Consider the following 19,741-nt stretch of genomic DNA (forward strand, 5'->3'; position numbering starts at 1 on the left):
GCAGGACAACCATCGCGGCGGCACGGCCGCCGCACTATCGGAGACGGGTGAGATGGAGACAACGCTGCGAGGCGTCGGCGTGAGCCACGGTGTGGCGATCGGCGAGGTTCGGCACATGGGGACGGCGGTGCTCGAACCGCCGGCCAAGCAGATTGCGGCGGAGGACGCGGAGCGCGAGCAGGGGCGCGCCCGCCAGGCCGTCGAGGCTGTGGCGGCCGACCTGATTGCGCGCGGCAATCTGGCCGGTGGCGAGGCACAGGCGGTGCTCGAGGCCCAGGCCATGATCGCTCAGGACCCCGAGCTGATCGCCGACGTCGACCGCCGTATCGCAGTCGGCAGCACGGCGGAGCGCGGGATTTACGACGCCTTCTCGCACTATCGCGAGCTGCTGGCCGGTGCCGGTGAGTACATGGCCGGCCGTGTGGCCGACCTCGACGACGTGCGGAACCGTATCGTCGCGCGGCTGCTCGGCGTTCCGATGCCGGGTGTGCCGGACAGCGACGAGCCGTACGTCCTCATCGCCCGCGACCTGGCGCCTGCGGACACCGCTCTGCTGGACCCCGCGCTGGTGCTCGGCTTCGTCACGGAGGAGGGCGGGCCGACCAGCCACAGCGCCATCCTGGCGCGTGCCCTCGGGGTGCCCGCCGTCGTGGCGCTGCCCGGTGCCGGAGAGCTGGCCGAGGGGACCGTCGTCGCCGTGGACGGCAGCACGGGCGAGATCTTCGTCGACCCGAGCGCCGAGAAGCGGGCGTCCCTCGAGGCCGCGGCCGCCGAGCGCAAGGCGGCGCTGGCGGCTTCGACCGGTCCGGGTGCCACCTCTGACGGGCACAAGGTGCCGCTGCTCGCGAACATCGGCGGCCCCGCGGACGTGCCGGCGGCCGTCGAGGCGGGCGCCGAGGGCGTCGGTCTCTTCCGTACCGAGTTCCTGTTCCTCGACGACAGCGCGCACGCTCCGTCCGAGGAGAAGCAGGTCGAGGCGTACCGCAAGGTGCTCGAGGCGTTCCCCGAGGGCCGTGTCGTCGTGCGGGTGCTGGACGCCGGTGCCGACAAGCCGCTGGACTTCCTGACGCCCGCCGACGAGCCCAACCCCGCGCTGGGCGTGCGGGGGCTGCGGTCGCTGCTCGACCACCCGGAGGTGCTGCGGACGCAGCTGACCGCGCTGGCTAAGGCCTCCGAGGGTCTGCCGGTCTACCTCGAGGTCATGGCACCGATGGTGGCCGACCGTGCCGATGCCAAGGCGTTCGCCGACGCCTGCCGCGAGGCCGGTCTGCAGGCCAAGTTCGGCGCGATGGTCGAAATCCCGTCCGCCGCGCTGCGGGCCCGGTCCGTGCTGCAGGAGGTGGAGTTCCTGTCGCTGGGCACCAACGACCTCGCGCAGTACACGTTCGCCGCCGACCGTCAGGTCGGTGCGGTGTCGCGTCTGCAGGACCCGTGGCAGCCCGCGCTGCTCGACCTGGTCGCGCTGTCCGCCGAGGCCGCCAAGGCCGAGGGCAAGAGCTGCGGTGTCTGCGGTGAGGCCGCGTCCGACCCGCTGCTGGCCTGTGTGCTGACCGGTCTGGGTGTCACCTCCCTGTCCATGGGTGCCGCGTCGATTCCCTACGTGCGCGCGACGCTCGGCAAGTACACGCTGGCCCAGTGCGAGCGTGCGGCGGCCGCGGCGCGTGCCGCCGACTCCGCCGACGAGGCCCGCAACGCCGCTCAGGCCGTGCTCTCCGGCGAGTAGACGAGCAGGCAGGCTTCGGTCTGCCGCGTCGCGAAGGGCGCTCCGCTTCTGGTGGGGCGCCCTTCGCGCTGTTCCGGTGCGTCAGTGCCGGTGCCTGCCCTCCGGGTCGGCGGTGATGACCTCCGGCGCGGCGCAGTAGTCGACGTCTGGCTCGGGTGCCAGTACGTCTCCGGAATAGGCGTCGACGCAGTAGGCGTCGAAGACCTGGGCCGCCGTGAGCCCTCGCAGGCTCTCCTCCTTCACCTGCCAGCCGTAGACCTGGTCCCGCTCCCCCGACCTGTTCGTGCGCAGGACGAGGGCGCAGGCGCTGCCGGTGGCGAGGGCCAGGGCGAGCACGGTGGTCAGCTCCATGGCCGCGGTCTCGTCCAGCTTGACGGTGTCGGGTGTGGTGGCGTCCACGTGGAGCACCGCCTGGAGCGGGTCGCGGCCGGTGGAGGCGCTGCACACCAGATGGTGGATGCCTTCGCCGATCGCGTCGAGCACGCGGGCGAGGAGATACGAGGCGCGGGAGAAGGCGATCCTGCCGATGTCCTGGTGGCAGATCGCGCAGGGGCCCAGGCGGGCGAGGACGGAGGAGGCATACGTCCACGTCGCCTGGCGGACGGCCGCCTCGACGAGGTCGGGGACGAGGTCGGCCAGTGGCTGTCCCTCGTAGGGAAGGGCCGGGCCGATCGAGGCGAGCTCCGCGGTGAATCGGCCGCGGCTCGTGGCGGTGTCCGGTTCGAGGCCGGTCTCCGCGCAGAACTCCGCGTACTCGTCGGGGTCGAAGAGCGCGACGCTGGTGTGACTGCCGGAGGCGGCCAGGGATTTGAGCAGTCCTTCCACCTGCCGTAGGTATGTCCGGTGGTCCTCGAAGGTGAAGCTGCGGTAGCGCCGCATCGCCGTGAAGTCCTGCTCGTCCGCCAACAGGCCGATGGTTCCGGCCACCTCGCGACGCAGGATGTGCCGCGAGGTGGTGGTGCGGCCGTGCCGTGTGTGCGCCATGGTTCCCCCTGAGCGTGCTCGATCAATGCTCACTCAGAGTAATCAGGGGCACTGACAACGGGCCCGGACCAGCGGTGGTCAGGCGCGCTTGCGGGCGATGTCCTCGTAGAACGTGAGCAGGTCGAGGTTGTCGATGGAGCCGGGGTTCACGGCCTTTTCGAGGGGTGCGCCCTGGAGGAGGCGCTTCACCGGGACCTCGATGCGCTTGCCGGTGAGGGTGTGGGGGACGCCGGGGGCCTCGATGATCTCGTCGGGGACGTGGCGGGGTGAGAGCTGTTCGCGGATGGCCTGTTTGATGCGGGAGCGGAGGTCGTCGTCGAGGACGGCGCCGGGCGCGAGGTGCACGAAGAGGGGCATCCAGTAGCCGCCGTCGGGTTGTTCCAGGCCGATGACGAGGGACTCGCGGATCTCGGGGAGCCGCTCCACGACTTCGTAGATGTCGGCCGATCCCATCCGGACGCCTTGCCGGTTGAGGGTGGAGTCGGAGCGGCCGTGGATGACGACGGAGCCGCGTGAGGTGAGGGTGATCCAGTCGCCGTGGCGCCAGACGCCGGGATAGGTGTCGAAGTAGCTGTCGTGGTAGCGGCTGCCGTCGGGGTCGTTCCAGAAGCGGATCGGCATGGACGGCATGGGGTTGGTGACGACGAGTTCGCCGACTTCGTCGATGAGGGGGTTGCCCTGGGGGTCCCATGCCTGGAGGTCCGTGCCGAGGGCGGGGGCCTGGAGTTCGCCGACGTGGACGGGGAGGGTGGCGACGGCTCCGGCGAAGCAGGAGCAGACGTCGGTGCCGCCGCTCACGGAGGCGATCCAGAGGTCGTCGCGGACCTCGTCGTGGAGCCAGCGGAAGCCGTCCGGCGGGAGGGGCGAGCCGGTGGTGGCCACGCAGGTGACGCGGGACAGGTCGTGGTCGCGCGAGGGGTGCACGCCGGCTTTGCGGCAGGCCATGACGTAGGCGGCGGAGGTGCCGAAGAGGGTCGCTCCGGTGCGTTCCGCGATGGCCCACTGGGCGCCCGTCTCGGGGTAGCCGGGGCTGCCGTCGTAGGTGACGATCGTGGTGCCGGTGAGCAGGCCGGAGACGAGGAAGTTCCACATCATCCAGCCGGTGGACGTGTACCAGAAGAACCGGTCGTCGGGGCCCAGGTCGCAGTGGAGTCCGAGCTGCTTGAGGTGTTCGACGAGGATGCCGCCCTGGGACTGGACGATGGCCTTCGGCAGGCCGGTGGTGCCCGAGGAGTACAGCACCCACAGCGGGTGGTCGAACGGCACCGCCTCGAAGACGGGTGCCACGTCGCCGGAGGTGAGGGCGGCCCATTCGAGGGCGTCGTCGGGGGCCTCGGTGCCGAGCAGCGGGATGTGCACCACGGCGCGCAGGGAGGGCAGAGCCGAGCGGAGTTCGGCGACGGTGTCGCGCCGGTCGTGCTCCTTGCCGCCGTAGCGGTAGCCGTCGACGGTGAACAGGACGACCGGTTCGACCTGCTGGAAGCGGTCCAGGACGCTGCGGGCGCCGAAGTCGGGCGCGCAGGAGGTCCAGACGGCGCCGACGGCGGCGGTGGCGAGCAGGGCGACGACCGCTTCGGGGATGTTGGGCAGGTAGCCGCTGACGCGGTCGCCGGGGCGGACGCCGAGGGTGCGCAGTTCCGCGGCGAGCGAGCCGACCTGGCGGCGCAGCTCGTTCCAGGTGACGGGGCGGGGTTCCTGGGTCTCGTCGACGTGCAGGATGGCGGGGGTGTCCGCCCGCGCGGGGTCTTCCGCGGCGCGCAGTGCGTGTTCGGCGTAGTTGAGGGTGGCGCCGGGGAACCATTCGGCGCCCGGCATGGAGCGGTTGCCCAGCACGCGCGCGTAGGGGTGGGTGAAGCGGACGTCGAACCAGTCGGTGACGGCTTTCCAGAACGTTTCGAGTTCGGTCACCGACCAGCGGTGCAGTGCCTCGTAGCCGCCGTCGGCGGGTGCCCCGTAGTGGTCGGCCGCCCAGGCCTGGAATCGGGTGATCCGCGCGTCGGCGATCTGTTCCCGATCGGGCTGCCAGAGCGGCGAGGGGTTCGCAGTGTCCATGGGGCGGCTCCCGGAAGTACGCGGCGTGAGCGTTCTCTGCGCGCACGGCTGGGGTGTGCGCGTGACGCGGCTGACAGGGACGATGCCACGTGATCGACTTTGGCACCAGGGCGTCCGCCACATAGTCCGTGTCGTGAAGATGTGTCTGCACCACCGGTGAACGGCAGTTGAACGCGGCACGCGCGCGTGGCCGTCAGTGGCAGGGTGAGCAGCATGAACGGTCGTGACCTGGTGCGCTCGGTGAAGGCGGTTTCTCGGGTGGGCGCCGCCCAGGGGCTGCGGGTGGTGCGCGCGTCGTGGCGGCATCGCAGAGCGGACTCGGCGGGGTTGCCGCAGCAGGGCCCCGCGCGGGCGCGGGTTCCGGGTTGTGTGGTCGGGGTGGATCCGGCGCCCGGTGGTGGGGAGGTGCGTTTCGCGCGCTCTGTGCTGCGGATCCTGGTCACGGTGAACGGTGCCGTCTTCTGGGGGTGGGACGGGGCCGATCCCGAGCCCTCGTACGCGTTGGCCGGGGTGTGTCCGGAACCGGACTCCCGGGTGACGCTCGAGCCGGACAAGGACGGTGGGTGGCGGGTGGTCGCCGAGCGGGCGACGGTGACGGTGTCCCGGCACGGCACCATCGAGCTGTGCACGCCGGGTGGCGTGCTGCTGCGCCGCGATCTGCCGCCGCGCTGGTGGGAGCCGGCGGGTGGGGGCGAGGCGCGCTGGGCGCAGCGGTCGGAGGTGGCCGCGGACGCGCGGTTCTTCGGTCTCGGCGGGCGTTCTTCGGGGCCGCGGCTGCGTGGGGGCACGTACCGGCTGTGGAACACCGCTTCGCGCGGTGCGTTCGGTCCGGGGGACGATCCGCTGTCCGTCACCATGCCGGTGCAGTTGGTGGTCGCCGACGCGGGGACGCATCTGGTGTTCCACGACACGACGTGGGACGGCACGGTCGTGCTGCGCGAGGGGCGTGAGGGCGACGGGTCGGGGCACGACCGCGCCGGGTCGTGCGAGCTGCGGATGCGGGGCGGTCCGCTGCGGTGCTGGGCCCTGGTGGGGACGCCGGCGCGGGTGGTGCGGGGGTGGGCGCAGTTGACCGGTGGTGCGGTGGTGCCGCCGTCCTGGGCGCTGGGGCATCAGCACGTCGGCCGGGGCTCCGGCGACGCGTCCGGCGTGGAGCGGGAGGTGCGCCGTGTGGTGGACGGTCACCGGGAGCGGGGGCTTTCGCTGGACGCGGTGCATCTGGACATCGATCAGCACAGGGCGCGGCGGGGTCCGGGGCTGCCGGGTGATCCGCCGGGTTCCGTGCGCCGTCTGGCGGACGCGTTGCACGCCGAGGGGGTGCGGCTGGTGTCCGTGGTCGAACCCGGGGTCGGTCCGGAGCGCGGTGACGCGGTCTACGAAGGCGGGCGTGCGATCGACGCCTTCGTGCGCGACACGGCGGGCAGATCGGTGCGCGGGGTCGTTCCGGGCGGTGAATCGGTGTACCCGGATTTCACCGCCGAGCGGGTGCGGAAGTGGTGGGGCGGGCTGTACGAGGCGCGTCTGGCCCAGGGTTCCTCGGGGTTCTTGCACGATGTGAGTGAGCCCTTGTCGTTCGCCGCGTTCGGGGGTCGTTCGCTGCCGCTGTCGGCGCGGCACGATCTGGACGGCCGGGGGGCCGACCATCGGGAGGTGCACAACGTGTACGGGTTGTGCATGGCGCGGGCGGCCTACGAGGGGCTGCGTGAACTCCAGCCGCAGGAGCGGCCTTTCGTGTGCTCGCGTTCGGGCTGGGCCGGGATGCAGCGCTACGGGGGGAGCTGGTCCGGCGAGGTCGCGACCGGCTGGGACGGTCTGCGGGCGTCGCTCTCGCTGGTCGTGGGGCTCGGTCTGTGCGGGGTGCCGTACGCGGGAGCGGATGTGGGCGGGTCCGAGGGTGAGCCGTCGCCCGAGCTGTTCCTGCGGTGGTTGCAGCTGGGCGCCTACTTGCCGCTCTTTCGGACGCGTTCGGCGTTGCGCGGTGGTGGCCGCGAGCCGTGGAGGTTCGGCGACGAGGTGCTCGGGTACGCGCGCGTGGCGCTCGATGAGCGCCGGCGCCTGCTGCCCTACTTCATGACGCTCGCTCACTTCGCCCGCCGTACGGGGGCTCCGTATGTCCGTCCTGTGTGGTGGGCGGCGCCCGAGGACCGGGCGTTGCGCGACTGTGAGGACGCTTTCCTGGTGGGTGACTCCTTGCTGGTCGCTCCGGTGTGGGGGCCCGGCGTCCGGAGCAGGGACGTCCTGCTGCCGCGGGGGCGGTGGTACGACACGGTGACCGGTGAGGTGTTCGACGGCCCGGGGCGGGTGACGGTGAGCGCCCCGCTGTCGCGGATTCCTGTTCTCGCGCGCGCGGGCGGCGTGGTTCCGGTGCGGGCCGGCGACGGGGGTATCGCGCTGGATGTGTGGGCTCCGGCGCCGGGGCGCACGGGCGGCGGTTACGTGGCCGTGGACGCCGGAGACGGCTGGGACGAGCCGGAGATCGAGCGCTACCGGGTGCACCGCAGCGGGGAGCGGGTCGTCGTCGAGGCCGCGGGCGAGGGCGGTGGGCGGCCCCCGCACCCGGTGCGGGTACGGGGTCTGTGACGCGCCGGGGCGGCCGTCGGCGGCGTACCGGCTAGATGTAGCGGCCCTCGAACCAGGCCCGGACCGCCACCGTGTGCAGTGGGAAGGCGAGTTCGGCGGGGCGGCGCAGCAGGTGCCATCCGTCGGTCTCGTCCGTGGGGGCGCTCGTCGGCAACTGGGCGACGGGGCGTTCCGGCAGCAGGCCGAAGAGGAGGAGGTGGCCGTCCGGGGCGCTCATCGCGTCCATGAGGCGTACGTCGCGAGGTGCCGTGTCGATGCCCGTCTCCTCCCTCAGTTCCCGGACGACGGCGTGGCGCCAGTCCTCCCGGTCGTCGATGAAGCCGCCGGGCAGTGCCACCTCGCCGCGCGCGGGCGCGATGGTGCGGGTGATCACGACGAGGGCGGTGCCCGTCGTGTCGTACACGGGTTGCAGGGCGATCGCCACGGGCAGCGGGTTGCGATAGGCGACGGAGGCGCAGGCGGGGCAGGTGCGCGGCCAGCCGCGTACGTCGGTCCCGTAGGCGGCCCCGCAGCTCGAACAGTGCGAATCCGGGGCGGGGTTGACCGTGGTGTGGGTTGATGCGGACACGGCGCGGACTGTATCCGATCACCGGAGTCCGGTCTTCCCCTGAGGGCCCGTCGCCTGATAGACGCAGGGCCATGAATCGAACCGCCGCCGCTCTGCGGAGACTCGCTGTCCTCACGGCCGCCGCCCTGCTCGGTACGGCCGCCGCTCCGTCGGTCGCCCGCGCGACTCCCGATCCCAAGGCGCCCCGGGAGTTCGTGGCGCTCGCCGATGTCGATCCCACGATCATCCAGGAGATCCGCTACTTCACCGCGCACAACTTCGTGGGCGAGCGGGTCGACGGCTACAAGCAGCCGATGTGCATCCTGACGGGACCGGCCGCGAAGGCGCTCCACAAGGCGCAGGCCGGGCTGCTGAAGCGGGGCTACTCCCTGAAGGTCTACGACTGTTACCGGCCGCAGCGGGCCGTCGATCACTTCGTGCGGTGGGCCGAGGATCTCGACGCCCAGAAGATGAAGCCGGAGTTCTATCCGCAGGTGGACAAGACACGGCTGTTCGCGGACGGTTACATCGCCGAGAAGTCCGGTCACAGCCGTGGTTCCACCGTCGATCTGACGGTCGTGAAGCTGCCGGCGCGGCCCACGCGCCCGTATCTGCCGGGTGAGACGCTCAAGGCCTGTTACGGGCCGCAGAAGGAGCGTTTCCCCGACAACTCCGTCGACATGGGGACGGGGTTCGACTGCTTCGACACGCTGGCCCATACGGACGACCCGCGCGTCCAGGGCGTTCAGCGAGCCAACCGGGACCTGCTGCGCGACGCCCTGTCGGGTCAGGGGTTCGTCAATCTGCCCGAGGAGTGGTGGCACTTCACCTACAAGCCGGAGCTGTTCCCGGACACCTACTTCGACTTCCCCATCGCGCGGAGGTCGCTGACCGGGCACTGAGCCGTACGCGGTTCCGCGGGACCCCTGACGGCGGGCGGTTACCCGTGGCACACTTCTGACGTTCCGTCAGATTCGGTGTCGGGAGGATTCGTGACGCGTACGCGCACACCGGTCGTGGCCGGTTGGTTCGCCGGTGAGGGTGAGGACTTCCGCCTGTTGGGGACGCGCTGTTCGGCCTGCGCGTCCGTGTACTTCCCACGTCAGGACGGGGCCTGCCGCAATCCCGGGTGTGCGGGTGGCGATCTGGTCGAGGTGCCGCTGTCGCGGCGCGGGCGGATCTGGTCGTACACCGACGCGCGCTACCGGCCGCCGGAACCGTACGTCTCGGACCGGGAACTTCCGTGGGAGCCGTACACGTTGATCGCTGTGGAGCTTGCCGCCGAGCGATTGGTGGTGCTCGGGCAGGGGGTTCCCGGGGTGTCCGTGGCCGATCTGGAGATCGGCATGGAGGTGGAGGTCGTGCCGGGCCTGCTCGGCGAGGACGGGGACGAGGCGAGCGGCACGGCCTGGACGACATGGCACTGGCGGCCGACGGGGGTGACGGCATGACGGGGGACGTGGCGGTGCTCGGCGCGGGCATGCATCCCTGGGGCAAGTGGGGGCGCAGCTTCGTCGAGTACGGGACGGCGGCGGCGCGGGCGGCGCTCGCCGACGCGGGGATCGGCTGGCGCGACGTGCAGTCGGTGGTCGGCGCCGACACCGTGCGCGGCGGGTATCCCGGGTACGTGGCGGGGGCGACGTTCGCGAAGGCGCTGGGCTGGCAGGGTGCCCGCGTGACCAGCGTGTACGCGGCGTGCGCTTCGGGGGCGCAGGCCATCGCCACGGCGCGGGCGCAGATCCTCGCGGGGCTCGCGGACGTGGTGCTCGTCGTCGGCGCCGATGCCGCGCCCAAGGGCTTCTTCCGGCCCGCCGGGGGCGATCGGCCGGACGATCCCGACTGGCTGCGGTTCCGTGTGCTCGGCGCCACCAATCCGACGTACTTCGGTCTGTACGCGCGTCGGCGGATGGCCGTGCACGGTGACACGCTGGAGGACTTCGCCCAGGTCAAGGTGAAGAACGCGGCCTGTGGGGCGCTCAATCCCCACGCCCGCTACCGCACGGCGGTGTCGGCCGAGGAGGTGGCCGCCTCCGCCGTCGTCGCCGATCCGCTGCGGCTCCTGGACATCTGCGCCACGTCGGACGGCGGCGCGTCACTGGTGCTCTCCAGCATGGAGTTCGCGCGACGGCACGGAGCCACCGATCCCGTACGGATCCGGGCGGTGTCGACGGTGACGCCCACGTATCCGAACACGGTCCTCGACCTGCCGGACATCGCCACGGACTCGGCCGCGGGAGTCGAGCCGGACGGCGCCTCCTTCCGGTCCTCCATAGCCCGCGCCGCCTACGAGGAGGCCGGCATCGGGCCCGAGGAGCTGTCGCTCGCCGAGGTCTACGACCTGTCCACCGCCCTGGAGTTGCAGTGGTACGAGGACCTGGGGCTGTGCGCGGAAGGGGCGGCGGCCAAGCTGCTGCGCGAGGGGGCGACGGCACCCGGCGGACGCATACCCGTGAACGTCAGCGGCGGACTCGCGTCCTTCGGGGAGGCGGTGCCGGCTCAGGCCATCGCCCAGGTGTGCGAGCTGACCTGGCAGTTGCGGGGCACGGCCGGGGCGCGGCAGGTGACCGGGGCCCGGGTCGGGATCACGGCCAACCAGGGGCTCTTCGGGCACGGTTCGTCGGTCGTCGCGGTACGTTGACCGGCGGACTCGGTCGCGGGCTCGTCCGGCGGGCTTGATCAGCGGTTTCGCACACAGCGTGACCACCTCGGAATGCTGCGTGAACAGCGCGTGAACTGGCCCTGGAGGTGCGCCGGGGGCACCATCATGCTGCCGTGCGCTCCTGGACGGACAGTCTTCGCTTCGCCTTCCAGCCCGTGGTCAACCTGACCACGGGGACCGTGGCAGCGCTGGAGATCCTGGCCCGTCCGGAGCACGGCGACGTGCTGGCGCGGGCCCGGCGCGAGCCCGAACTCGACGGGCGGCTCGCGGCATTGGCGGTCGGCGACGCCGCGCGCAAGGAGACGCTGCTGCCGTTGCACGTGAACGTGTTCGCGGGCACGCTCGCCGATCTCGGCGGGCTCTGGGCGCTGCGGGACGCGGTGCGGGCGGCGGGGCGGCTGCCGTGGGAGGTCACCGTCGACGTGGGGCCGCCGTTCACGCACGTACCGCACCGGGCGCTGCTGGACGGTGTCGCGGCGCTGCGGGACGAGGGGTTCCGGATCTGTGCGGACGGGGTCGGGGACGGCGACCTTCCGTTGCGGCTCCTCGACGATCTGGCGCCCGATCTGGTCAAGCTGGACGCGTCGCTGCTCACGCGCGCGGCGTCAGTGCGGGCGATGCGGACCCTGTGCGAGGAGTCGGGGGCGCTGCTCGCGGTCGAGGGAGTGGAGTCGGAGTCGCAGTGCGCCGCGGCCCGGGACGCCGGGGCGCAGCTCGCCCAGGGCGATCTGTTCGCGCCACCGTCCCGGCTGCCGACGTCGGACGTCTACCTGCCCAGGCTGCCGTCCGCGGCCGACGGGTTCAGGCCCGCCGGACCGTCGGTGCGGGAGTTCGTGCGGCCCGCCGCGCTGCTGCCGCAGGGCGCCTCGGCGGAGCGGGTGCGCAAGCTGCTGACCGGCGCGCCGGAGGTGTCGGGCGTCCTGCTCGTGGACGCGGCCGGGGTGCCGGTGCGGTCGGTGCAGCGGGATCGGTTCCTGCTGTCGCTGTCCGCGCGGTACGGGCACGCGCTCTACGCGGACCGGCCCGCGGCGCGCCTCGGTGATCCGCCGCGCACCGTGGGTGTCGCGGCGACCGCCTGGGAGGTGCTGGACGTGGTCGCGGACGGCGAGCGCAGCCGCACCGCCGACGATGTCGCCGTGGTCGACGACAAGGGGCGGTGCGTGGGCGTCGTCCGCCTCGCCGACCTCGTACGGGCCCTCGCGGAGAGCCGGGTGGAGGAGGCGGCCGGTCTCAATCCGCTCACCCGGCTGCCCGGTTCGGACGCGGTCACCGGCGAGGTCGACCGCTGGCTCGCGCAGGGCCGGGGCCTCGCCCTGACGTGGCTGGACATCGACGGGTTCAAACAGGTCAACGACGGGGCGGGGTTCGCCGCGGGGGACGAGCTGATCCGCGCGGTGGGGCGGGCCCTGGCGCGCACGGAGTCGGAGGCCGTGCGCGTCGGGCACATCGGAGGCGACGACTTCCTGGTCCTGGCCGCTCCGGAACGGCTGGATCCGCTCGCTGCCGCGATGCTCGACGCGCCCTGGACGGCGGGTGGCCGCGCGGTGACGCTGTCACTGGCCACGCTGGTGTGTCCGCCGGGCAGCGTGCCCGACCATCGCGGCGCGGCGGCGTCGCTGGCACCGCTCAAGCGGGCCGCCAAGGCGCTTCCCGGGGCGAGTTGGGTGTGCGGGCAGGCGGGCCGCGCGGGATACGTGGTGCGGCGCGGGACGGCCGCGGACGGGACCGCCGGAGTGCCGGCGCCGTAGGGCGGCGGGCGGCGCGGGGACACTTCGCGCACGTCACGGCCGTGCCGCCGAACATCGTTCGGGAGAGGGCGCCCGCGGGTCCGCTCGCCCCCGGCCAACCGGTGCGGTCGGCATCCTTGACGCTCCTGTACCGCCGGTGAACACTTCCGGGTGTCAGTCGGCATCGCCGCATGACGGCCCACCTCTGATCGTGGCAGGTCAGGGCCGCTCCCCCACGCGCGGTTCCGGCTGTGCGGGCACGCTCGTCACGGACGCCGGGCAGGGCACGGGATCTCCCCTGGCCTCGGCCGAAGTAGCCAGAACCAGCCAGGGGAAACGCCCCCTGCGCGGAGGACCGGGGCGCCCCGCCCCGGGCGAGGGGCTAGGAGCCGCTATGCACAGCAACGGAGACATCTTCGTCGGTGAGGTCATCGGCACCGCCATTCTGATCCTGTTCGGCGCGGGCGTCTGCGCCGCCGTCACCCTGAAACACTCCAAGGCCAGAGCCTCGGGCTGGATCGTCATCGCGTTCGGCTGGGGTTTCGGGGTGCTGGCCGGCGCGTACACGGCCGCGCCCCTGTCGGGCGGTCATCTCAATCCCGCCGTCACCGTCGGCATCGCGATCGACACCGGTGACTGGGACCAGGTCTGGGTCTATCTGTGCGGCCAGATGGTCGGCGCCATGCTGGGCGCCGCCCTCGCGTACGTGGTGTACCTCGCCCAGTTCAACGCCAATGTGGGTTCCACCGGGGAGGGCGCGCCGGACGACGACGGTCCGCTGCCGACGCTGGGCATCTTCTCGACGATCCCCGAGATCCGGAACCCGGTCGCGAACCTGCTCACCGAGGTCGTCGCGACGATCGCGCTCGTGCTGCCCATCCTGGCGTTCGGGCTCACCAAGGGCCTCGGCGAGTCGGGGACGACGGCGCTGATCGTGTCGCTGCTGGTCGTCGGCATCGGCCTGTCGCTGGGCGGGCCGACGGGCTACGCCATCAACCCCGCGCGCGACCTCGGCCCGCGCATCGTGCACCAGTTGCTGCCCATCCCCAACAAGGGCACCTCCGACTGGGGTTACGCCCTCGTCCCGGTGGTCGGGCCGCTGATCGGCGGCGCGCTGGCGGGGGTCATCTACAACGCAGCGTTCTGAAGCGCGGCCGCGGAATCGCGCCGGCCGGGTTCCGCGGCGTTCCGCCACCCGATCCACGTACGACCGTCTTCTCACGAAGGGGTAGCCATGCCCGAGACTTCCGTGAAGTACGTAGCCGCGATCGATCAGGGCACCACGTCGAGCCGTTGCATCATCTTCAACCAGAACGGCGAGATCGTCGCCGTCGACCAGCGCGAACACCGTCAGATCTTCCCGAAGCCCGGCTGGGTCGAGCACGACGCCACGGAGATCTGGTCCAAGGTCCAGGCCGTCGTGTCCGGTGCGATCGCCAAAGCCGGTCTGCGCGCGGACCAGCTCAGCGCCCTCGGCATCACCAACCAGCGGGAGACCACGGTCCTTTGGGACCGCGCGACCGGGAAGCCGGTGCACAACGCCATCGTGTGGCAGGACACCCGGACCTCGGCGCTCTGCGCCGAACTGGGCGGCTCCGACGGGCAGGACCGGTTCCGCGAGCAGACCGGGCTGCCGCTCGCGAGCTACTTCTCCGGACCCAAGGCGGCCTGGCTGCTGGACAACGTGCCGGGGCTGCGGGCGCGCGCCGAACGCGGTGAGATCGCCTTCGGGACGATCGACTCGTGGCTGATCTGGAACCTGACCGGCGGCACCGACGGCGGTGTGCACGTCACGGATGTGACCAATGCCGGGCGCACCATGCTGATGAACCTGGAGACCCTCCAGTGGGACGCCTCGATCCTCTCCGCGATGCGGGTGCCCGAGGCGGTCCTGCCGGAGATCCGTTCGTCGGCCGAGGTGTACGGCACGGCGGTCGGACAGCTGTCCGGGGTGCCCGTCGCGTCCGCGCTCGGTGACCAGCAGGCCGCCGTGTTCGGACAGGCCTGCTACGACACCGGGACGGCGAAGAACACGTACGGCACGGGCAGCTTCCTGCTGCTCAACACCGGTAACCGGCCGGTCCCCTCGAAGAACGGGCTGCTCACCACCATGGGGTACAAGATCGGCTCCGAGGCGCCGGTGTACTGCCTCGAAGGGTCGATCGCGATCACGGGGGCGCTCGTCCAGTGGTTCCGCGACCAACTCGGCATCATCAAGACCGCCGACGAGATCGAGACGCTGGCCGCGAGCGTGGACGACAACGGCGGGGCGTACATCGTGCCCGCGTTCTCCGGTCTGTTCGCGCCGTACTGGCGTTCCGACGCGCGCGGCGTGGTCACGGGGCTGACCAGGTACGTCACCAAGGCGCATCTCGCGCGGGCCGTCCTGGAGGCGACGAGCTGGCAGACCCGTGAGGTCGTCGACGCGATGTACCAGGACTCCGGGGTGCGGATCACGACCCTGAAGGTCGACGGCGGCATGACGAAGAACAATCTGCTGATGCAGCACCAGGCGGACGTGCTCGACGTGCCGGTGATCCGGCCGAAGGTGTCGGAGACGACGTGCCTGGGCGCCGCCTACGCGGCGGGGCTCGCCACGGGAGTCTGGAACGACCTGGACGAGCTGAAGGCGCACTGGCAGCGCGACGTCGAGTGGACGCCGTCGATGGACGCGCGGATCAGGGACCGCGAGTACCACAACTGGCACAAGGCGGTGGAGAAGAGCCTCGGCTGGCACGAGGACGGCGTGTAGGGCTCCCCCGCAGGGCTCCCCGATCACGGGGTGAGCGGTACGCGCGCGTAGAGGCGAAAAATGCTTCTACGCGCGCGTGCCGCCGCGTGACGGCTCAGGTGACGGCCGGGGCGCGGCGCCGCGCGGACACGGCCGCGGCGTGCTCGACCACCCCGATGAGCACGTTCTTCACGGAGTCCTTCTCGCGCGCGTCGCACAGCACCACGGGGACCGCCGGGTCGAGGTCCAGGGCCTCGCGCACCGTGTCGGTCGGGTAACGGGCCGCGCCGTCGAAGCAGTTGACGCCGACGACGAACGGGATGTCGCGCCGCTCGAAGTAGTCGATGGCCGCGAAACAGTCCTCGAGCCGCCGGGTGTCGGCGAGGACGACGGCGCCCAGCGCACCGGTCGCGAGTTCGTCCCACAGGAACCAGAAGCGGTCCTGGCCCGGTGTGCCGAAGAGGTACAGGACCAGGTTGTCGCGGACGGTGATCCTGCCGAAGTCCATGGCCACGGTGGTGGTGTGCTTGCCCTCGATGCCCTGGGTGTCGTCGACCGGGCGGCCCGCTTCGGTGAGCAGTTCCTCCGTGCGCAGCGGCCGGATCTCGCTGACCGCGCCGACGAGGGTCGTCTTGCCCACGCCGAATCCGCCGGCCACCAGGATCTTGAGCGTGACGGGCTCGACGGGAGCCCTGCCGCGCTCGGAACGCCCGAAGATCATGGGTTGTCTCTCCTGACTGACCGGCCCGGTGCCGGCCCGGCTCGCTGGTCGTTCTGTCGTTCAGAGGGCTCTCAGGCCGTCGATCACATCGCGCAGAATGCTCTCGTCGGGCAGTTCCGCCGGTGGCACCGGGCGGGTCACGTGGACCAGTTCGTCGTCCACGAGATCGCCTATCAGGACGCGGACGACCCCGACGGGCAGGTCGAGTTCCGCGGCGAGCTCCGCCACCGACTGCGGGCTGTCACGGCACAGTTCGACGATGTCGACGTGTTCCGGCGACAGCGTCTGGTCGGCGACCGGGTCGCCGCCGCCGTGCTGCGCGACGACGACCGCGATCAGGTCGAGACGGTGCCGGCCCGCACTGGTGGTGCGGCCGCGTGTCATCGCGTACGGACGCACGACGGGCCCGGCGTCGTCGTCGAACCAGTGGTGCGTCGCTTGCGTCCCCTGACCGTCTGCGCTCATGCCAACCCACTACCCTCCGGCGGGTGGATCCGTGCGCGGTGCCGTCGCCAGATGCGCGCCGACCCGCTTGACCAGCAAGGTCATCTCATAGGCCACGAGGCCGACATCGGAGTCCGCGTCCGACAGCACGGCGAGACAGCTGCCGTCGCCCGCCGCGGTGACGAACAGGAACGCGTCGTCGAGCTCGACCACCGTCTGCCGGACGCCGCCCGCGTCGAAGTGCCGGCCCACTCCCTTGGCGAGGCTGTGGAAGCCGGAGGCGACCGCGGCGAGGTGCTCGCTGTCCTCGCGGGTGAGGTCCCGGGAGACCCCGGTCGGCAGCCCGTCCCCGGACAGTACGAGCGCCTTGCGGATGCTGGCCACGCGATCCACCAGATCGTCCAGAAGCCAGTTCAGCTCACCCGAACCCCCCGGGGTGGTGTGCGCGCTGGCCTTCGGTGCGGTCATCGACCGTCCCCCTCAGATGTCGTTCCCTGTGCTGTGCCGTCGGCGCTCTCGTCGCTTGTGGCGTGCTCGTCGCCCACGGCGTTCTGGTCAGTCGTGGCGGTTCCGTCGCTCGTGGCGGTTCCGTCGGCCGTGGTGATGGCGTCGTCCACGGCGTTCTCCGCGCGGCCGCGTCGCCAGCCGCTCTGCAGCGAGGCCATGCGGCTGCGCACCTCATCGGCGTCCCGCTCGGCGGGTTCCGGGGAGGTCGTCGCGTCCGGGCCCGTGGCCCGGTCGCCCCGTCGGTCGGGGCCGTCCTTCAGCTGCGGGGCCAGGCTCGCCTGGCGTACGCGGCGGGGCAGGCCTCCCGGGGCGGCGGAGGTGTCCCGCAGACCGGTGCCGGCGGGCGGGGGCGGCGTCACTGGCGCGGCCGCGGGCTCGGTGGCGCGGGCGCGGCGCCGGGGCAGGTCGGCCGGCGGCGAGGGCGCGACGGTGTTCCGCGGCCGGTCCGCGCTGTCCCGGTCGTGCCGGTCACCGGCTCCCGCGCCCGTACGGTCGTTCTCGCCCGGCCGGGTGTGCGTGACGGGCCTGCCGTGCGAGCTGACCAGCTTGGGGGTGCGCCGGCGGGGCAGCGGTACGAGACCGCCCGGGGCCTTGTCGTGGTCGCCGTCGCTGCCCCGGCGGGGGCCGAGGACGCCGTCGCGGTCGCCCTCGTCGGCCTGCTGGTGCTGTTCGCCGGGGGTGCCGGCCACGGGGCGGCGGGGGCGGAAGAGGGCGCCGCGCTCGCTGTCGTCGTCGCCGAGGGCCCCGGGGAACGAGGTCATGTCGGAGGTGGCGAGCGGCGCTTCGAGTTCCACGGGCCCGTCGAGCAGTGAGGACGGCAGGCCCGGCAGGCCGTCGTCGGAGGCGGGCAGGCTCCGGCCGCGCAGGCCGTCGGGGGCACGGCGCACCGCCTCGGGCCGGTCCAGACGGAATCCGGCGCCCTCGGTGTCCGTCGCGTCCGTGAGGAGGGCGTCCGGGATGAAGACGACCGCGGTCGTGCCGCCGTAGGGCGACGGCTGGAGCGAGACGCGGACGTTCTGCCGCTGGGCGAGCCGGCTGACCACGAACAGGCCGAGCCGGTCGGTGTCGGAGAGTTCGAACTCGGGGGTCTCGGCGAGCCGCAGGTTGGCGTCGAGCAGCGCGTCGGAGGCCATGCCGAGGCCGCGGTCGTGGATCTCCAGGGTGAAGCCGTTGGCGACGCTCTCGCCGAGCACCTGTACGGCGGTGTGCGGCGGCGAGAACACCGTGGCGTTCTCCAGGAGTTCGGCGACCAGGTGGGTGAGGTCGGCGACGGCGGGCCCGGTCACCGCGATCCGCGGCAGCCTGCGCACCTCGATCCGCTCGTAGTCCTCCACCTCGGCGACGGCGGCGCGCACGATGTCCATCAGCTGGACGGGCTTGCGCCACTGCCGGGACGGGGCGGCACCGGAGAGGATCACCAGGCCCTCCGCGTGCCGGCGCATACGGGTGGTGAGGTGGTCGAGGCGGAACAGGTCGGCGAGTTCGTCGGTGTCCTCGGTCCTGCGCTCCATGGCGTCGAGGAGGGTCAGCTGCTTGTGCAGCAGTACCTGGCTGCGGCGGGCGAGGTTGACGAAGACCTCGGAGACGCCGCGGCGCAGTTCGGCCTGTTTCACGGCGGCCTCGACGGCGGACCGTTGCAGGGTGTTGAGGGCCTGGCCGACCTGGCCGATCTCGTCCTTGTCGTACGACAGGCGGGGTGCCTCGGTCTCCACGTCGACCGTCTCCCCCGCCGCGAGCCGGCGCATCACGCTCGGCAGGCGCACGCCGGACGCCTCGTGCGCCTCCAGGCGCAGGCGGCGCAGGTCGCGGACGAGGCCGCGGCCGACACGGACCGACAGGAAGAGGGAGAAGAGCAGCGCGAGCAGGCCGAGCACGCCGGCGATCCCCGCCCGCACGAAGACCTGGACGGCGACGGGCCGGGCCCGGTCCTCGTAGTGTTCCGCGGCTTGGGTGTTACGGGTCCCGAGGCCGTTCAGGACATGGCCCGACGCCTGGTCCCAGCTCTTGACGGTGACGCCCTTCGGGGTGCCGGGCCTGCCGTTCACGACGGCTTCCTCGGCATTGCGCAGAGGGGCGGTGTCGGCGCTCCTCCAGTACCGCTGGAAGCGGGAGCGCTCGTCCTCGGAGAGGAGGGCGAGGTTGGTCTCGTTGAGCAGGGTGCGCTGGGCGATGAGGTCGGAGACCTGGCGCAGTTCGTCCTGGGTGAGCCGGCGGGCGACGAGCCCGGAGCCGACCAACGCGTCCTCCCGCGCGAGCAGTTCGCGGGCCTGGACCACACCGACGACGGCGCGTCCCTCGCGTTCCACCCGGGCGTCGTCGAAGGAGACGATGCTCAGCAGGAAGTCGTGCGCCGGTTCGATGAGCCGGTTGTAGAAGGTGAGGGCCTGGCCGCGGGTGACGGTTCCCTCGTCGACGTTGCGACGCAGTGACTCGATTCCGTCGAAGCCCTCCACGGCCGCGTCCAGAATGGCGCGTGCCTCGCCGTCCATCTCGCCGCGGAGGCCGGTGTCGCGGGCCTTCTCCCTGATTCTGCCCATGGCCTCGTCGGAGGCGCCGCGCTTGGCCCGCAGGGCGGACTGGGCGTCGGAGGCACGGGGATCCGCGAGATAGACGAGCGTCTGGCGACGCTCCTCCTGGAGGACGCGACCGGTCTCGGCCAGGGGGTAGCCGATGCTGTCGACGACCTTGCCCGCCGAGAACATCTCCAGGGCGGCGCGTCCCGTGATCACTGAGGCGAAGGCCCAGATGGCTGTCAGGGACAGCAGCGGCACCGTCAGCAGCGCCACGATCTTCCGGCGGATGGACTTCCCGCGAAAGCGCATGGCCTCCCCCAGATCGGCCCCCTGTGGTCGGTCAGGGGCACACATGTGCGTCAACAAGCGGCGCGAGCCTACTACTGACACAAGAACAACTCGTAGGCCTGTCCGGATGCTGTCCGACACGTATTTCGCGTGGTCGTCCGGAGTTGTCCGATCATTGGGTGAGATTGCGGCACGAGATTCAATCAATCTTCTGCGATCACAATCAGCCGCGCTTCACGCAGAGTTGGCCGGAATTATTCGCCCG

The 19,741-nt window shown here is 71.9% G+C and carries 15 protein-coding genes; 8 read left to right on the forward strand and 7 right to left on the reverse strand.

Annotation, left to right across the window (positions count from 1 at the left end):
- Nucleotides 1-52 precede the first annotated feature (52 nt).
- A complete protein-coding gene (gene ptsP, locus ABII15_RS06100) occupies nt 53-1,723 on the forward strand; it encodes a phosphoenolpyruvate--protein phosphotransferase (protein ID WP_353941240.1) in 1,671 nt (556 codons plus the stop codon).
- A gap of 81 nt (nt 1,724-1,804) precedes the next feature.
- On the opposite strand, the gene ABII15_RS06105 is transcribed toward ptsP, so the two are convergent.
- Entirely contained in the window at nt 1,805-2,707 is a 903-nt protein-coding gene (locus ABII15_RS06105) for a hypothetical protein (protein WP_353941241.1), read from the reverse strand.
- 78 nt (nt 2,708-2,785) lie between these two features.
- A complete protein-coding gene (locus ABII15_RS06110) occupies nt 2,786-4,759 on the reverse strand; it encodes an acetoacetate--CoA ligase (RefSeq protein ID WP_353941242.1) in 1,974 nt (657 codons plus the stop codon).
- Nucleotides 4,760-4,972: 213 nt separating this feature from the next.
- Here ABII15_RS06110 and ABII15_RS06115 point away from each other — a divergent pair, with 213 nt between their 5' ends.
- Nucleotides 4,973-7,339: a glycoside hydrolase family 31 protein gene (locus tag ABII15_RS06115; protein ID WP_353941243.1), complete on the forward strand. Its 2,367-nt coding sequence runs from the start codon at nt 4,973-4,975 to the stop codon at nt 7,337-7,339.
- A 31-nt stretch (nt 7,340-7,370) separates the two neighbouring features.
- Here the strand turns inward: ABII15_RS06115 and ABII15_RS06120 are convergent, their stop codons facing one another.
- Complete coding sequence (locus tag ABII15_RS06120; RefSeq protein WP_353941244.1) at nt 7,371-7,907, reverse strand: NUDIX domain-containing protein; 537 nt, start codon at nt 7,905-7,907, stop codon at nt 7,371-7,373.
- Between the two features lie 71 nt (nt 7,908-7,978).
- Here ABII15_RS06120 and ABII15_RS06125 point away from each other — a divergent pair, with 71 nt between their 5' ends.
- From ABII15_RS06125 to glpK, 6 genes are all read left to right on the forward strand, one after another.
- The gene (locus tag ABII15_RS06125; protein ID WP_353941245.1) at nt 7,979-8,788 is read left to right on the forward strand and encodes a M15 family metallopeptidase; all 810 of its coding nucleotides are present in this window, start codon (nt 7,979-7,981) and stop codon (nt 8,786-8,788) included.
- Nucleotides 8,789-8,878: 90 nt separating this feature from the next.
- The gene (locus tag ABII15_RS06130) at nt 8,879-9,337 is read left to right on the forward strand and encodes a zinc ribbon domain-containing protein (protein WP_353941246.1); all 459 of its coding nucleotides are present in this window, start codon (nt 8,879-8,881) and stop codon (nt 9,335-9,337) included.
- On the forward strand, nt 9,334-10,524 hold the full coding sequence (locus ABII15_RS06135) for a lipid-transfer protein (protein WP_353941247.1): 1,191 nt from the start codon (nt 9,334-9,336) through the stop codon (nt 10,522-10,524). The genes ABII15_RS06130 and ABII15_RS06135 overlap by 4 nt, the downstream gene beginning before the upstream one ends.
- A gap of 134 nt (nt 10,525-10,658) precedes the next feature.
- Complete coding sequence (locus tag ABII15_RS06140; protein ID WP_353941248.1) at nt 10,659-12,293, forward strand: GGDEF domain-containing protein; 1,635 nt, start codon at nt 10,659-10,661, stop codon at nt 12,291-12,293.
- Between the two features lie 373 nt (nt 12,294-12,666).
- Complete coding sequence (locus ABII15_RS06145; RefSeq protein WP_353941249.1) at nt 12,667-13,419, forward strand: MIP/aquaporin family protein; 753 nt, start codon at nt 12,667-12,669, stop codon at nt 13,417-13,419.
- A gap of 87 nt (nt 13,420-13,506) precedes the next feature.
- On the forward strand, nt 13,507-15,024 hold the full coding sequence (gene glpK, locus ABII15_RS06150) for a glycerol kinase GlpK (RefSeq protein ID WP_353941250.1): 1,518 nt from the start codon (nt 13,507-13,509) through the stop codon (nt 15,022-15,024).
- Nucleotides 15,025-15,118: 94 nt separating this feature from the next.
- On the opposite strand, the gene ABII15_RS06155 is transcribed toward glpK, so the two are convergent.
- From ABII15_RS06155 to ABII15_RS06170, 4 genes are read right to left on the reverse strand one after another with little or no spacing between them, the layout of a single operon-like run.
- Nucleotides 15,119-15,724, reverse strand: coding sequence for an ATP/GTP-binding protein (locus ABII15_RS06155; RefSeq protein ID WP_353941251.1), 606 nt, complete (start codon nt 15,722-15,724; stop codon nt 15,119-15,121).
- A gap of 60 nt (nt 15,725-15,784) precedes the next feature.
- Entirely contained in the window at nt 15,785-16,189 is a 405-nt protein-coding gene (locus ABII15_RS06160; RefSeq protein ID WP_353941252.1) for a DUF742 domain-containing protein, read from the reverse strand.
- A gap of 9 nt (nt 16,190-16,198) precedes the next feature.
- Nucleotides 16,199-16,636, reverse strand: a complete 438-nt coding sequence (locus ABII15_RS06165; RefSeq protein ID WP_353941253.1) for a roadblock/LC7 domain-containing protein — start codon at nt 16,634-16,636, stop codon at nt 16,199-16,201.
- Nucleotides 16,633-19,497: a nitrate- and nitrite sensing domain-containing protein gene (locus ABII15_RS06170; protein ID WP_353941254.1), complete on the reverse strand. Its 2,865-nt coding sequence runs from the start codon at nt 19,495-19,497 to the stop codon at nt 16,633-16,635. The genes ABII15_RS06165 and ABII15_RS06170 overlap by 4 nt, the downstream gene beginning before the upstream one ends.
- Nucleotides 19,498-19,741 lie beyond the last annotated feature (244 nt).

This window comes from Streptomyces sp. HUAS MG91 (assembly GCF_040529335.1).
GTDB classification, from domain to species: Bacteria; Actinomycetota; Actinomycetes; order Streptomycetales; family Streptomycetaceae; genus Streptomyces; species Streptomyces tabacisoli.